We start from the raw sequence: 14491 nt of genomic DNA on the forward strand, positions 1-14491 counted from the left end.
AACCGTGGCATCGACCGCCGACTTCAAAAACGGGCTCGTCCTCCAGATTGACGGCCAACTGTGGCAGATCACCGAATTCCAGCACGTCAAGCCGGGTAAGGGCCCCGCGTTCGTGCGTACCAAGCTCAAGAACGTACTTTCGGGCAAAGTCGTCGACAAGACCTACAACGCCGGTGTGAAGGTCGAGACCGCCACCGTCGACCGCCGCGACGCCACTTATCTGTACCGCGATGGCTCGGACTTCGTGTTCATGGACTCCGAGGACTACGAGCAGCACCCGCTGCCGGAGTCACTCGTCGGCGATGCCGCCAAGTTCCTGCTCGAGAGCCTTCCCGTGCAGATCGCCTTCCACGACGGCGCGCCGCTGTATCTCGAACTGCCGGTCACCGTCGAACTCGAGGTCACCCACACCGAGCCGGGCCTGCAGGGCGACCGGTCTAGCGCGGGCACCAAACCCGCCACCGTCGAGACCGGTGCGGAGATCCAGGTGCCGTTGTTCATCAACACCGGCGACAAGCTGAAGGTGGATTCGCGTGACGGCAGCTACCTGGGAAGGGTGAATGCCTGACTTCCGGGGCGTGGGGGAACCTCCCGCGCGAAGCGCAGGGGGACGAAGCGACGGGAAAAATCCCCGGGGGGATGGGAGAAATCGGCGATCCGACCGTGGCCGCCATCAGGCCAGGAAGCGCGCCGTCGACCTGCTCTTCGAAGCCGAGGCGCGCGGGATCACGCCCGCGGAGGTCGCCGAGTCGCGTAGCGCCCTGTCTCAGACGCAGTCCGACGTTTCACCGCTGAATCCGTACACGGTGACGGTGGCGCGCGGGGTCACCGAACACACCGCGCACATCGACGAACTGATCGCTGCGCATCTGCAGGGGTGGACGCTGGACCGGCTGCCGGCTGTCGACCGGGCGATCCTGCGGGTGGCGGTGTGGGAACTGCTGCACGCCGAGGATGTTCCCGAACCGGTTGCCGTCGACGAAGCCGTCGAACTGGCCAAGCAGTTGTCCACCGACGACTCACCGGGTTTCGTCAACGGTGTGCTGGGTCAGGTGATGTTGGTGACACCGCAGATCCGGGCGGCCGCAGAAGCTGTTCGGGGAACGGGCGATTCGGGCGTCGGGACGTAAATGGGAGTACCGCAGGACTGGGCGCCGTACTCGAGTATGGACGAGGCGGCCAAGGTATACCTGCGTGATCCCGAACTGGCGCTGGACCAATTGCGTTCTGTCATCGACCTTCCCGCGATCAAGTCGTTCATCATGTCGCGCGGATTCAGCGACGGATCGTGGGGTGACACCGACGAAAACCCGGTGTGGCAGGAGGTGGTGCTCACCGACGGGCACCGGCTGATCATCTGGCGCGCGGACGACGAGTCGTCGATTGTCGACGAGCGCGAGCGTCGGGTGCTCAACGCGTCTGTGCGCACGATCCTGCTGTCGACCATCACCGACCATGTGCTCACCACCGAGTACGAGGCGCTTGACGACGGCACCCGCAGGCTTTCGGAGGTCCGACTGCGGATGTACACCCAACTCGTCACCCGATCGCGGCAGAAGTCGGTGACCGAGACCGACATCTATTGCGAGTCGTTCCGCTACTACAAGTCGGTCGACAACGGTGGCCTGGCCCAGATGCAGCGTCTACTCCAGTTCGGCCGGGTGCTCTCGCGCTGCATCGAATAGCGCTCCGTCAGGAATAGTCCGGAAGCTCAATCGATTCCGCCGTGTTGAACCAGAGCTTTGCGGCGATCGGTCGGAACGGCCAGCGTTGCATCCACTTCATCACCAGGGCGGTGATCGCGATGTCGGATTCCGTCTTCGGCGCGAACCGTGCGAGGCTGTTCGGCAGGTCCTGACACCTGTCGACATACGGGCGCATGACGGATTCGTAGCGTCGAAGGGACTCCTGAATACGCTCGCCGTCAAAACCATCCGCGGGCCCGAGTTCACCCGCCAAGACGTACGCGCCGACGAGCGCGAGGCTGGTGCCCATGCCGCTCAGCGGTGATGCGCAGTACCCCGCATCGCCGACCAAGGTGACGCGGCCCGACGACCAGGACGGCATGTGGACCTGGGCGAGGGAATCGAAGTAGAAGTCGTCGGCCTCCTGGGCGGCGGCCAGTAGCGCGTCGCATTCCCATCCCGCTCCGGCGAATCGTTCGACGAGAATTTGGCGCTGCCCATCGAGATCACGTCGGTCGAACGTAAGAGGCTCTGACTGAAACGTGAACCCGGCCTTGGCGATCGCCGGGTCGCGTGACGGGCGCATCGAGGCGTTGATGCCGCCGGGCGCCTGGTAGATCAGGAACCAGCCGCCCAGTCCGACACGATCGGGGGCCGAGAACCAAGCGTTGTAGCCGCCGACCGGCTTGACGAACCGTTCCTCCGGCCCGAAGACGAGCCGCCGCACCGCGGAATGCGGGCCGTCAGCGCCGACGACGAGGTCCGCACGCACCGTCGTTGCGTCGGCCAAGGTCACCTCGATCGCGTTGTCGGACTGCTTCACCTCCGAAATGTTTGTTCCAAAGCGGTATTCGGCACTTTCCCGAGTGGCTTGGTACAACACGTCGACGAGATCGCCGCGCAGGATCTCCAATTTGGACACCAGTCCGTTGCCGTCGAACGCGGTCACCGGCATCTCGGCGCGTCTGCTGCCGTCGCGCTTCACCCAGGCGGCGCCGGCTTGCTTGACTGCCCGGGCGCGCATCTCGTCGATCAGGCCCATCCGTTCGACGACCTCGCCGCCGGCGCCACGCAGGTCGACAGTCTGACCGCCGGGTCGGATCCCGGGCGCGATCTCCACGACGATGACCCGATATCCGTTGCGGGTCAGCCAGAATGCCAGTGCGGGGCCCGCGATTCCGGCGCCGCTGATCACCACCGTGGGCTGGGTCATGCCATCACCGCCGCGTCAGAGATCGAGGGCTTGGTACGTCCGCCGGACGAACTTGGGTTGTGCGCTTTGCAGTTTCGCCAACGAGGTGTTGCCCGCGACGGCCGCTGCCATGTCGGCGTTGATTTCAGGGAGATTCTGGATCAAGTAGATGAGGACGAGATCGGCGCTCGGATCGGCCTGCCACCAGGTGCCGTACGCGCCGGGCCAGCTGAAGGTGCCGAGTCCGCCGGGACCGAACAGCTGGCGCGACTTGGTGGGGTCGGTCACGACGGAGAGGTTGAGACCGAAACCGCGGCCCACCCAGAACGGGGATCCAAGAAAGGGTTGCCGCTTCTGCTCATCGGTCAACCGGTCGGTGCGCATCAGTTCGACCGATTTCTCCGACAGCACCCGTACACCGTCCAATGTGCCGCCGCCGAGCAGCATCCGGGCAAACCGAAGGTAGTCATCGACGGTGGACCATAGACCGGCGCCGCCGGTGCAGAACGGCGGATCGGTGATCGGCGCCGGACCCATCACGTCGTGCTGCAGCGCCATATTCGCGTCGAGCTTGTACATCGTCGCGGCACGACGACGTCCCGCTGTGCCCACCGAGAAGCCGGTGTCGACCATCCCGAGCGGGCCGAAGATGCGCTCGGACAACACATCGGACAGTGACTTGCCCTCGATCCGGGACAGCGCGATGCCCAGGACGTCGGTGGCGTGACTGTAGGTGAGGCGATCGCCGGGCTGGTGCACGAGCGGCAGCGTCGCAAGCTCGGCCAGCCAGCGGTCTTGATCCTGGCGGAAGGACATCCGCCCGTACGCCTTGCTCAGCGGACCCAGGACGGAAAACGTGTAGGCGAGCCCGCTGCGGTGGGTCATCAGATCGTCGATCGTGATCTGCCGGCGGGCGGGAGTGGTTTTGTCGAGCGGGCCGTGCGGGTCGACGAGCACCTGCATATCGGCCAGCTCGGGCAGCCATGTCGACACCGGGTCGGACAGCGACAGCTTGCCCTCTTCGGCCAGGCTCATCGCGGCGGCGACGGTCACGGGTTTGGTCATCGACGCGATACGGAAGATCGTGTCCCTTTCCATCGGCTGGCCCGCGTCGACGTCGCGGTAACCGAGCTCGTTGACTTGCAGCACCTCGCCCGCGCGGCACACCAGCGTGACGGCCCCGGCGAGCAACCCGGCGTCGATGGCCTCTTGGATGGATGTCTGGTTACCGTCGAGCTTCATCGACGTCAGCGTACTGAAGCACCGGGGACCGATGGTGTCGTGTGTGGCCGGCCGAAATGCAGGTGCTAAGCTCCCCGCAGTTTCGACATCCTTTAAAGAGCCGTCCTGAGAGGCGGAGAAGGAGGTCAGGGTCTTTGGGCGCGCCTGGCACCGACCGGGAACTGATGTCCGCTGCGGACGTCAGCCGGACCATTTCCCGCATGGCCCATCAAATCATCGAGAAGACCGCACTCGACGGTCCCGATGCTCCGACCGTCATCCTGCTCGGCATTCCCACCCGTGGCGTGACCATCGCCGCTCGGCTGGCCGAGAAGATCAAGGAATTCTCCGACGTCACCGTCGCCCGCGGCGGGCTCGACATCACGCTCTACCGTGACGATCTCGGCAGCAAGCCACCCCGGCCGTTGGAGGACACCTCGATACCTGAGGGCGGCATCGACGGCACGCTCGTGATCCTGGTCGATGACGTCCTCTACACCGGTCGCTCCGTGCGCTCGGCGCTCGACGCACTGCGTGACATCGGTCGGCCCCGGGCCGTCCAGCTCGCAGTCCTCGTCGACCGCGGTCACCGGGAGCTTCCCCTGCGCGCCGACTACGTCGGCAAGAACGTGCCGACTTCGCGGGCCGAGAACGTCAAGGTCCGTCTCACCGAAGACGACGACGTCGAGGGGATCTGGATCGCACCGCAGGGAGGGCCCCCAAGATGAAGCACCTGCTCTCGGCCGGCGACCTGTCACGGACCGAAGCGCTGGCGATTCTCGACAACGCCGACCGGTTCAGCCAGGCGCTGCTCGGCCGCGAGGTCAAGAAACTGCCGACGCTTCGCGGCCGCACCATCATCACGATGTTCTACGAGAACTCCACCCGCACGCGGGTGTCATTCGAGGTCGCAGGCAAGTGGATGAGTGCCGACGTCATCAATGTCAGCGCATCGGGATCCTCTGTCTCCAAAGGTGAGTCGCTTCGTGACACCGCCCTCACCCTGCGTGCCGCCGGGGCCGATGCCCTGATCATCCGCCACCCCGCCTCCGGAGCGGCCCAGCAGCTTGCCGAGTGGACACGCACCGAGCACTTGCCGGGGGCAGGAGCGAAGCGACCGGGGGAAGGGTCCGGCCCGTCGGTGATCAACGCCGGCGACGGCACTCACGAGCACCCGACGCAGGCACTGCTCGACGCGCTGACCATCCGCCAACGGCTTGGCGACATCGAAGGCAAGCGCGTCGTCATCGTCGGCGACGTGCTGCACAGCCGGGTCGCGCGGTCCAACGTGCTGCTGCTCGACACGCTCGGCGCAGAAGTGGTGCTCGTCGCCCCGCCCACGCTGCTACCGGTCGGGGTGACAGACTGGCCGGTCACCGTGTCGCACGACCTTGACGCCGAGTTGCCCGTCGCCGATGCGGTGCTGATGCTGCGTGTGCAGGCTGAGCGGATGACCGGCGGATTCTTCCCATCCGCGCGCGAGTACTCGGTGCTCTACGGCCTCTCTGAGAAGCGCCAGGCACTGCTTCCGGGTAACGCGGTAGTCCTGCACCCCGGCCCGATGGTGCGCGGTATGGAGATCGCGTTCTCCGTCGCTGATTCGCCGCAATCGGCTGTCCTGCAGCAGGTTTCCAACGGTGTACATATCCGAATGGCGGTGTTGTTCCACCTGCTGGTGGGCGCTGAGCTGGAAGCGGTCAGCGTATGAGCGTCCTGATCCGCGGGGTGCGGCTCTACGGCGAGAGTGACCGGGTCGACGTGCTCGTCTCGGACGGCCAGATCGCCGACATCGGGGCCGGGCTCGATGTTCCCGACGATGCCGATGTCGTCGACGCCACCGGTCAGATTCTTCTTCCCGGATTCGTCGACCTGCACGCCCATCTGCGCGAGCCCGGCCGAGAGTATGCCGAGGACATCGAAACCGGCTCGGCTGCAGCGGCTTTGGGTGGCTATACCGCGGTGTTCGCCATGGCCAACACCAACCCGGTCGCGGACAGCCCGGTCGTCACCGACCACGTCTGGCACCGCGGCCAGCAGGTCGGGCTGGTCGACGTGCATCCCGTCGGTGCGGTGACGATGGGTCTGGCCGGTGCCCAGCTCACCGAGATGGGCATGATGGCCGACGGCGCCGGACAGGTACGGATGTTCTCCGACGACGGCATCTGCGTCCACGACCCGCTGATCATGCGCCGCGCACTCGAATACGCGACGGGCCTCGGTGTCTTGATCGCCCAGCACGCCGAAGAGCCCCGCCTCACCGTCGGCGCCGTCGCGCACGAGGGGCCCAACGCCGCACTGCTGGGTCTGGCGGGCTGGCCGCGTGCGGCCGAGGAATCCATCGTCGCCCGCGACGCGCTGCTGGCCCGCGATGCCGGCGCGCGGGTACACATCTGCCACGCCTCCACGGCGGGCACCGTCGAGATCGTCAGATGGGCCAAGGAGCAAGGTATTTCGATCACCGCCGAGGTGACGCCGCACCACCTTCTGCTCGACGACACGCGCCTGGCTTCCTACGACGGCCGCAACCGGGTGAACCCACCGCTGCGCGAAGCGTCGGACGCCGAGGCCTTACGTCAGGCGCTCGCTGACGGGGTGATCGACTGCGTCGCCACCGACCACGCGCCGCATGCCGAGCACGAGAAGATGTGCGAGTTCGCCCACGCGCGCCCGGGCATGCTCGGCCTGCAGACCGCGCTGTCGGTGGTCGTCGAGACCATGGTGCGTCCCGGCCTGCTCACCTGGCGCGACGTAGCCCGGGTGATGAGCGAGAACCCCGCCCGCATCGTCGGATTGCCGGATCAGGGCCGGCCGCTGGAGATAGGCGAGCCCGCCAACCTGACCGTCGTCGATCCCGACGCTACGTGGACGGTGGAGGGGTCAGAGTTGGCGAGCCGCTCCGACAACACGCCGTACGAATCGATGGAATTGCCTGCGACGGTGACGCTGACGTTGTTGCGGGGCAAGGTCACCGCGCGCGACGGAAAGAGTCCGGCATGAACGGCCAGCGAGTAGCGCAGGTGGATCGCGCATGAACACCGGAACCCTTGCCGGGTCGCTGATCATGGCCGCGGTGCTGGCCGTGCTGATCGCCATCATCATCCAGGCGATGCTGCGTGGCTGGCGTCGCCGCGCCGAGCGGCAGGCCGAACTGATCGGCACGCTGCCGCCACTGCCCGACACGGTGGGGTCGGCGATTGTTTCTGCCACCAAAGGCCTGTACGTCGGCAGCACGCTCGTCCCGCACTGGAATGACCGCGTCGCCGTCGGAGATCTCGCATTCCGCCACAAGGCGGTGCTGACCCGCTACCCCGAAGGGATCATGTTGCAGCGCAGCGGCGCAGGACCGATCTGGATACCCGAAGAGTCGATCACCGCGATCCGCACCGAACGGGGCGTCGCCGGTAGGGTCATCCCTGGGGGCAGGAGCGGAGGGACCCGGGGGAAGGCGCAGCCCCACGAGGGCATTCTCGCGATCCGGTGGCGGTTGCCATCGGGCACCGAGATCGACACCGGGTTCCGCGCCGACAACCGTGCGGCATACGAGCCGTGGCTGGAGACCGCATGAGCACGAGCAGGGCGGTGCTGGTGCTCGAGGACGGGCGCATCTTCACCGGCACCGCGTTCGGAGCCATCGGCCAGACGCTCGGTGAGGCGGTGTTCTCCACCGGTATGTCCGGATACCAGGAAACGTTGACCGACCCGAGCTATCACGGGCAGATCGTGATCGCCACCGCCCCGCAGATCGGCAACACCGGCTGGAACCAGGAGGACGCCGAGAGCCGCGGCGACAAGATCTGGGTGGCCGGCTACGCCGTACGCGATCCGTCCCCGAGGGCCTCGAACTGGCGCGCGACAGGCACTCTCGACGATGAGCTCGTCCGTCAGGGCATCGTCGGCATCGCGGGCATCGACACCCGCGCCGTGGTACGGCACCTGCGCAGCCTCGGCTCGATGAAGGCCGGAGTGTTCTCCGGAGATGCGCTCGCCAGTGCAGGTGGGGGAGTCGACGAACTGCTCGGGCGTGTCCGCGATCAGCCGTCGATGCTGGGCGCCAACCTGGCCGGCGAGGTCAGCACCGACACCACCTACATTGTCGAACCCGATGTCGCCCAACGCTTCACGGTCGCGGCGATCGACCTGGGCATCAAGACCAACACGCCGCGCAACTTCGCCAGCCGCGGCATCCGCAGCCACGTGCTGCCGTCGACGGTCACGTACGACGAGATCGCCGACCTCAAACCTGACGGAGTGTTCCTCTCCAACGGGCCCGGCGATCCGGCCACCGCCGACCACATCGTCGGTGTGACACGGGAAGTCCTCGGCGCGGGGATACCACTCTTCGGGATCTGCTTCGGCAATCAAATCCTCGGCCGCGCGCTGGGACGCTCGACATACAAGATGGTCTTCGGTCACCGCGGCATCAACGTGCCCGTCATGGACCACGCCACCGGCCGCGTCGCGGTGACCGCGCAGAACCACGGGTTCGCACTCGAAGGTGAGGCCGGTGAGACGTTCGACACCGACTTCGGTACCGCGATCGTCAGTCACACCTGCGCCAACGACGGCGTCGTCGAGGGCATCAAACTGGTTGATGGGAGAGCGTTTTCGGTGCAGTACCACCCCGAGGCCGCTGCGGGCCCACACGATGCGAACTACTTGTTCGACCAGTTCGTCGACCTGATGGCGGAGGGCCGCTGATGCCCAAGCGCCGCGACCTGAACCACGTGCTCGTGATCGGCTCCGGACCGATCATCATCGGCCAGGCCTGTGAGTTCGACTACTCGGGAACGCAGGCCTGTCGTGTCCTGCGTGCCGAGGGCATGGAGGTCAGCCTGGTCAACTCCAACCCTGCGACCATCATGACCGACCCCGAGTACGCCGACCACACCTATGTCGAACCGATCACCCCGGCGTTCGTCGAACGGGTCATCGCCCAACAGGCCGAGCGCGGCAACAAGATCGACGCACTGCTAGCCACCCTCGGCGGGCAGACCGCCTTGAACACCGCTGTCGCTCTCTACGAGAACGGCGCGCTCGAACGCTACGGTGTCGAGCTCATCGGCGCGGATTTCGAGGCGATCCAGCGGGGCGAGGACCGACAAAAGTTCAAGGACATCGTCAGCAAGGTCGGCGGCGAATCTGCCCGCTCCCGTGTGTGTTTCACGATGGACGAGGTCCGCGAGACGGTCGCCGAGCTCGGATTGCCGGTGGTGGTGCGGCCCTCGTTCACGATGGGCGGGCTCGGTTCGGGCATGGCCTACTCCGCAGAGGATGTGGACCGGATGGCCGGCGAAGGGCTGGCGGCATCGCCGAGCGCCAACGTCCTGATCGAGGAATCGATCTTCGGCTGGAAGGAATTCGAGCTCGAGCTGATGCGCGACGGCCACGACAACGTGGTGGTCGTCTGTTCGATCGAGAACTTCGACCCGATGGGCGTGCACACCGGCGATTCGGTCACCGTGGCGCCGGCGATGACGCTGACCGATCGCGAGTACCAGAAGATGCGCAGTCTCGGCATCGACATCCTGCGCGAGGTCGGTGTCGACACCGGCGGGTGCAACATCCAGTTCGCCGTCAACCCAGCCGACGGGCGCCTGATCGTCATCGAGATGAACCCCCGCGTCTCGCGTTCCAGTGCGCTGGCGTCGAAGGCGACCGGCTTCCCGATCGCGAAGATCGCCGCGAAACTGGCGATCGGCTACACCCTCGACGAGATCGTCAACGACATCACCAAGGAAACGCCGGCGTGCTTCGAGCCGACCCTGGACTATGTCGTCGTCAAGGCGCCCCGCTTCGCCTTCGAGAAGTTTCCCGGCGCAGACCCCACACTCACCACGACCATGAAATCCGTCGGTGAGGCGATGTCGTTGGGCCGCAACTTCATCGAAGCGCTTGGCAAGGTGATGCGGTCGTTGGAAACCAGTCGCGCCGGGTTCTGGACGAAGCCCGACCCCGACGTTTCCGTCGATGACCTGCTCACGGGCCTGAGGACGCCTACCGACGGGAGGCTGTACGACCTCGAACTGGCGCTGCGCAAGGGAGCCACCGTCGAGCGAGTGGCCGAGGCCTCCGGTGTCGATCCGTGGTTCGTCGAACAGATCGCCGGGCTCGTCACGCTGCGCGCCGAGCTGGTCGACGCCCCGGTGCTCGACGAGCACCTTTTGCGGCGCGCCAAGTACCACGGCCTTTCGGATCGTCAAATCGCAGCCCTGCGACCGGAATTGGCCGGCGAAATCGGTGTGCGGTCCCTGCGCACCCGGCTGGGCATTCATCCCGTGTACAAGACGGTCGACACCTGTGCGGCAGAGTTCGAAGCCAAGACCCCCTACCACTACAGCAGCTACGAACTCGACCCCGCAGCCGAGAGTGAGGTCGCCCCCCAGACCGATAAGCCCAAGGTGCTGATCCTGGGCTCCGGGCCCAACCGCATCGGGCAGGGCATCGAGTTCGACTACAGCTGCGTCCATGCCGCCACCACGCTGAGCCAGGCCGGATTCGAGACCGTCATGGTCAACTGCAATCCGGAAACGGTCTCCACCGACTACGACACCGCTGACCGCCTATACTTCGAACCGCTGACATTCGAGGACGTGCTCGAGGTCTACCACGCCGAATCCGCCTCCGGCGCAGGAGGCCCCGGTGTCGTAGGCGCCATCGTGCAACTCGGCGGCCAGACGCCGCTCGGCCTCGCGGAACGTCTGGAGAAGGCTGGTGTGCCGATCGTCGGCACCAGCCCCAAGGCGATCGACCTGGCCGAAGACCGTGGTGCGTTCGGGGAGGTGCTCAACACCGCCGGACTGCCTGCGCCCCGGTTCGGCACCGCGACCAGCTTCGAGCAGGCCCGCCGCATCGCCGCCGACATCGGTTATCCGGTGCTGGTTCGGCCGTCCTACGTCCTGGGCGGCCGGGGCATGGAGATCGTCTACGACGAGGAGACCCTGGAGGGCTACATCACCAGGGCCACCGAACTTTCACCGGAACATCCGGTGCTGGTGGACCGATTTCTCGAGGACGCCATCGAAATCGACGTCGACGCGCTGTGCGACGGAACTGAGGTGTACATCGGCGGCGTCATGGAGCACATCGAGGAGGCCGGCATCCACTCCGGCGACTCGGCCTGTGCGCTGCCGCCGGTGACCCTGGGCCGCAGTGACGTCGAGTCCGTGCGGCGTGCGACCGAGGCGATCGCGCACGGCATCGGCGTCGTCGGCCTGCTCAACGTGCAGTACGCGCTCAAGGACGACGTGCTCTACGTGCTCGAGGCGAATCCGCGCGCCAGCAGAACGGTGCCATTCGTGTCCAAGGCGACGGCGATTCCACTGGCGAAGGCCTGTGCACGAATCATGTTGGGCGCCAGCATCGCCCAGCTGCGCGAAGAAGGTGTGCTTGCGCCCACCGGCGACGGTGCGACGACCGCACGTAACGCACCGGTGGCGGTCAAAGAGGCGGTGCTGCCCTTCCATCGCTTCCGGAAGGCCGACGGTTCGCAGATCGATTCGCTGCTCGGCCCCGAGATGAAGTCCACGGGCGAAGTGATGGGTATCGACCACGACTTCGGTAGCGCCTTCGCCAAGAGCCAGACCGCGGCCTACGGGTCGTTGCCAGCCGAGGGCACCGTTTTCGTCTCCGTCGCCAACCGGGACAAGCGCTCGCTGGTGTTCCCGGTGAAGCGGCTCGCCGATCTGGGATTCCGGGTGCTGGCCACCGCGGGCACCGCGGAGATGCTGCGCCGCAACGGCATTCCGTGCGACGAAGTACGCAAGCACTTCGAGCAGCCAGGGGAGGGCCGACCCGCCTCGTCGGCGGTCGACCTGATCCGCTCGGGCGAAGTGGACATGGTGATCAACACCCCGTACGGAAACTCGGGTCCGCGCATCGACGGCTACGAGATCCGCTCGGCCGCAGTGTCGATGAACATCCCGTGCGTGACCACCGTGCAGGGCGCCTCGGCTGCGGTACAGGGCATCGAGGCCGGCATCCGCGGGGACATCGGCGTGATGTCGCTGCAGGAGCTGCACAGCGTGCTGGGGACGTGACGGCTTTCGGGGCCCGGCTGGCCGAGGCGATCGCTGCCAGAGGGCCGTTGTGTCCCGGTATCGATCCGCATCCCGAGCTGCTGAGCGCCTGGGGGTTGAGGGCCGACACCGACGGGTTGTCACGGTTCTGCGATATCTGTGTGGAGGCGTTCGCCGGCTTCGCGATCGTCAAACCGCAGGTGGCATTCTTCGAGGCGTACGGCGCCGCGGGATTCACGGTGCTGGAACACACCATTGCCGCGCTACGCGACGCCGGTGTGCTGGTGCTGGCGGACGCCAAACGAGGGGACATCGGCTCGACGATGGCCGCCTACGCCAATGCGTGGGCGGGTGATTCGCCGCTGGCCGCCGACGCCGTGACCGCGTCGCCGTATCTGGGCTTCGGATCGTTGCAGCCGCTGCTCGACACCGCACAGACGAACGGTCGCGGTGTCTTCGTCCTCGCCGCGACATCCAACCCCGAGGGCGCGACCGTGCAGCGCGCCGAGACCGGTGGTCGAACCGTCGCGCAGTCGATTGTGGCCGCCGCGGCCGCGGTCAACCGCGAATGCTTGCCGGGACCCGGTTCTGTCGGCGTCGTCGTCGGCGCGACGCTCGCCGAACCGCCCGATGTCAGCGCATTGGGCGGTCCGGTGCTGGTGCCGGGTGTCGGGGCGCAGGGCGGACGACCGGACGCGCTGGGCGGACTCGGCGGGGCACGTGCCGGTCAACTGCTTCCGGCGGTGTCGCGGGAAATACTGCGTGCCGGACCCGGTGTCGCCGAACTGCGGTCGGCTGCCGAGAAATTCCGCGACGCGGTGGCCTACCTGGCATGAGCGCGTACGACCTGGCGGCGTGGACCGATTTCGCCAACACTGTCGCCGGCGGGGCGGCTGCACTGGCGGGGCTGCTGTTCGTCGGGTTGTCGCTGAATCTGTCGGAGGTTCTCGAGTATCCGGGCGTGCCGTCGCGTGCCGCGGCGACGCTGGGCCTGACGGTGGCGATTCTTCTGACCGCGATCTTCGTCGCGACTCCCGGACAGAGCAGGCACGCGCTGTCGATCGAAATGGCGGTGCTCGGCGTCGCGACGGCCGCCATGGTGGTGGTGGCGATGCGGCACCAGCGGGCAGGCCCGCACCGGACTCAGGTGCTGACCTCGATGCTGATGTTGCTGCTGCCCAACCTGATGCTCATGGTCGCGGCCGTATCGCTGTGGTGTCAGCGTGGCGGCGGCTTGTACTGGGTCACCGCCGCTGTGACGACGGGTTTCGTCGCGGCGACCGCCAACGCGTGGGTGCTTGTCGTCGAGCTCAAGCGCTAACGCTTCGCCGACTTACGGGGCAGGAGCCGCGTCAGCAAGACGATCGCCACCACGCCACCGACGCCGAGTATGCCGAGCAACAGGTACGTCAGGTCGCCGCGGTCGCGCGTGCGATAGACGACCTGCTGGAAGGGCGTATCGGCGGGCGCCTGCTCGAAGATGTAGTCACTTTCGATCGAGGCGGGGTCCCAGATCGTGTTCTTCCACCTCGTCAGAAACGCTGCGTCCCCGGCGTAGTCGGCCAAAGCGGGGGAGGCGCTGCGATCGATCCGGCCCGCGAATTCGAGAGTCGGCTTGTCGCCGCGCACGGGAAGCGTCGACGGATCCATCCGATGCTGAGCCAGCACGTACAGGTCGATGTGCTGTGACATCGTCGCCGACCGGGACGGCCGCATCGGGTAGACGACGGTGTCGGTCTCGAACGAAAGTCGCAGCGGCTGAAGGGGCCCCGTCAGTGCACCGCCCGCGTCGGCGGGTACCAGCTGAACTGCGACGATCTCCCAACCGTCGGCGACATACGGTGCCAGGTTGTCATTAAGTCCGTCCGGATGAGGAAAGCCGTTGTCACTCAACCACTTTGCTAGCGCAGACGGATCGTTTGCCGCCAACCGGGTGACGTCGAACGGCCCGAGACGTTGGCGGCCGAGCACGCTGACCGCGCCCGACGGTGCGCCCGCAGTGTCCGGCGGCGATCCCGCCCACACCAGCCAGGGAATGGTCGGCCACCACGAATCGCGGTACTCGATCCTCGGTGCAGTGAGCTCGCCGAGTGCTTCGAATACCTCGGTATCGCCGAGGGTGATACGCGCGGCGGACGGCACCGGCATGACCCACGCGGCCCGGTCCGACGAACCGGTCACCGACAGCGACATCAAGATGTCCTCAGTGCTGCCGTCCCAGGCGATCAGCGCGCGCTCGTCGGCCACTGACGAGCCGGGGCTGTGGGGGACGTAGGCCCCACAGCCACAGGCCCACGCCGGGCTCGCGACGTTCACGACCTCCTCGCGGCGAATCCTATTTCGTTGCCGGCCTCGGACGAGCCACCAAACAGCGAACA

General features: G+C 66.6%; 14 protein-coding genes. 11 read left to right on the forward strand and 3 right to left on the reverse strand.

What is annotated here, in order from left to right; translation table 11 throughout:
- Positions 1-4: 4 nt before the first annotated feature.
- The 3 genes from efp to M1248_RS22800 are packed head-to-tail and all read left to right on the forward strand — an operon-like array spanning position 5 to position 1685.
- The gene (gene efp / locus M1248_RS22790) at positions 5-568 is read left to right on the forward strand and encodes an elongation factor P (protein WP_163727267.1); all 564 of its coding nucleotides are present in this window, start codon (positions 5-7) and stop codon (positions 566-568) included.
- Positions 561-1130 (forward strand): transcription antitermination factor NusB, encoded by a 570-nt coding sequence (nusB, locus tag M1248_RS22795; protein WP_232076087.1) that lies wholly within the window; start codon positions 561-563, stop codon positions 1128-1130. The genes efp and nusB overlap by 8 nt, the downstream gene beginning before the upstream one ends.
- Positions 1131-1685, forward strand: coding sequence for a hypothetical protein (locus M1248_RS22800; protein ID WP_163727270.1), 555 nt, complete (start codon positions 1131-1133; stop codon positions 1683-1685). It abuts the gene before it with no gap.
- A 7-nt stretch (positions 1686-1692) separates the two neighbouring features.
- Here the strand turns inward: M1248_RS22800 and M1248_RS22805 are convergent, their stop codons facing one another.
- A complete protein-coding gene (locus M1248_RS22805; protein WP_317149801.1) occupies positions 1693-2898 on the reverse strand; it encodes an FAD-dependent monooxygenase in 1206 nt (401 codons plus the stop codon).
- Between the two features lie 15 nt (positions 2899-2913).
- On the reverse strand, positions 2914-4119 hold the full coding sequence (locus tag M1248_RS22810; RefSeq protein WP_163727276.1) for a serine hydrolase domain-containing protein: 1206 nt from the start codon (positions 4117-4119) through the stop codon (positions 2914-2916).
- A gap of 134 nt (positions 4120-4253) precedes the next feature.
- Here M1248_RS22810 and pyrR point away from each other — a divergent pair, with 134 nt between their 5' ends.
- From pyrR to M1248_RS22850, 8 genes are read left to right on the forward strand one after another with little or no spacing between them, the layout of a single operon-like run.
- Entirely contained in the window at positions 4254-4826 is a 573-nt protein-coding gene (gene pyrR / locus M1248_RS22815; RefSeq protein WP_286201636.1) for a bifunctional pyr operon transcriptional regulator/uracil phosphoribosyltransferase PyrR, read from the forward strand.
- Entirely contained in the window at positions 4823-5806 is a 984-nt protein-coding gene (locus M1248_RS22820) for an aspartate carbamoyltransferase catalytic subunit (protein ID WP_163727282.1), read from the forward strand. Before pyrR ends, M1248_RS22820 begins: the two co-directional genes overlap by 4 nt.
- On the forward strand, positions 5803-7095 hold the full coding sequence (locus M1248_RS22825) for a dihydroorotase (protein ID WP_317149802.1): 1293 nt from the start codon (positions 5803-5805) through the stop codon (positions 7093-7095). Before M1248_RS22820 ends, M1248_RS22825 begins: the two co-directional genes overlap by 4 nt.
- Before the next feature lie 31 nt (positions 7096-7126).
- Positions 7127-7663, forward strand: coding sequence for a transporter (locus M1248_RS22830; RefSeq protein ID WP_317149803.1), 537 nt, complete (start codon positions 7127-7129; stop codon positions 7661-7663).
- The gene (gene carA, locus M1248_RS22835) at positions 7660-8796 is read left to right on the forward strand and encodes a glutamine-hydrolyzing carbamoyl-phosphate synthase small subunit (protein ID WP_163727287.1); all 1137 of its coding nucleotides are present in this window, start codon (positions 7660-7662) and stop codon (positions 8794-8796) included. The genes M1248_RS22830 and carA overlap by 4 nt, the downstream gene beginning before the upstream one ends.
- The gene (gene carB, locus M1248_RS22840) at positions 8796-12134 is read left to right on the forward strand and encodes a carbamoyl-phosphate synthase large subunit (protein WP_317149804.1); all 3339 of its coding nucleotides are present in this window, start codon (positions 8796-8798) and stop codon (positions 12132-12134) included. Before carA ends, carB begins: the two co-directional genes overlap by 1 nt.
- The gene (gene pyrF / locus M1248_RS22845; protein ID WP_163727293.1) at positions 12131-12949 is read left to right on the forward strand and encodes an orotidine-5'-phosphate decarboxylase; all 819 of its coding nucleotides are present in this window, start codon (positions 12131-12133) and stop codon (positions 12947-12949) included. Before carB ends, pyrF begins: the two co-directional genes overlap by 4 nt.
- Positions 12946-13434 carry a hypothetical protein gene (locus tag M1248_RS22850; RefSeq protein ID WP_317149805.1) on the forward strand — a complete coding sequence of 163 codons (489 nt, stop codon included), beginning with the start codon at positions 12946-12948 and terminating at the stop codon, positions 13432-13434. Before pyrF ends, M1248_RS22850 begins: the two co-directional genes overlap by 4 nt.
- Here M1248_RS22850 and M1248_RS22855 read toward each other — a convergent pair.
- On the reverse strand, positions 13431-14429 hold the full coding sequence (locus tag M1248_RS22855) for a DUF2330 domain-containing protein (protein ID WP_317149806.1): 999 nt from the start codon (positions 14427-14429) through the stop codon (positions 13431-13433). The genes M1248_RS22850 and M1248_RS22855 overlap by 4 nt on opposite strands.
- Between the last annotated feature and the right edge of the window lie 62 nt (positions 14430-14491).

It is taken from the genome of Mycobacterium sp. 29Ha, assembly GCF_032883055.1.
Classification (GTDB): Bacteria; Actinomycetota; Actinomycetes; order Mycobacteriales; family Mycobacteriaceae; genus Mycobacterium; species Mycobacterium gallinarum.

Excerpts from the sequence above, each read along its gene's own strand:
- nusB (WP_232076087.1), top strand. The coding sequence starts at position 561 with ATGCCTGACTTCCGGGGCGTGGGGGAACCTCCCGCGCGAAGCGCAGGG.
- M1248_RS22800 (WP_163727270.1), top strand. The coding sequence starts at position 1,131 with ATGGGAGTACCGCAGGACTGGGCGCCGTACTCGAGTATGGACGAGGCG.
- M1248_RS22805 (WP_317149801.1), bottom strand. The coding sequence starts at position 2,898 with ATGACCCAGCCCACGGTGGTGATCAGCGGCGCCGGAATCGCGGGCCCC.
- M1248_RS22810 (WP_163727276.1), bottom strand. The coding sequence starts at position 4,119 with ATGAAGCTCGACGGTAACCAGACATCCATCCAAGAGGCCATCGACGCC.
- M1248_RS22820 (WP_163727282.1), top strand. The coding sequence starts at position 4,823 with ATGAAGCACCTGCTCTCGGCCGGCGACCTGTCACGGACCGAAGCGCTG.
- M1248_RS22825 (WP_317149802.1), top strand. The coding sequence starts at position 5,803 with ATGAGCGTCCTGATCCGCGGGGTGCGGCTCTACGGCGAGAGTGACCGG.
- M1248_RS22830 (WP_317149803.1), top strand. The coding sequence starts at position 7,127 with ATGAACACCGGAACCCTTGCCGGGTCGCTGATCATGGCCGCGGTGCTG.
- carA (WP_163727287.1), top strand. The coding sequence starts at position 7,660 with ATGAGCACGAGCAGGGCGGTGCTGGTGCTCGAGGACGGGCGCATCTTC.
- carB (WP_317149804.1), top strand. The coding sequence starts at position 8,796 with ATGCCCAAGCGCCGCGACCTGAACCACGTGCTCGTGATCGGCTCCGGA.
- M1248_RS22850 (WP_317149805.1), top strand. The coding sequence starts at position 12,946 with ATGAGCGCGTACGACCTGGCGGCGTGGACCGATTTCGCCAACACTGTC.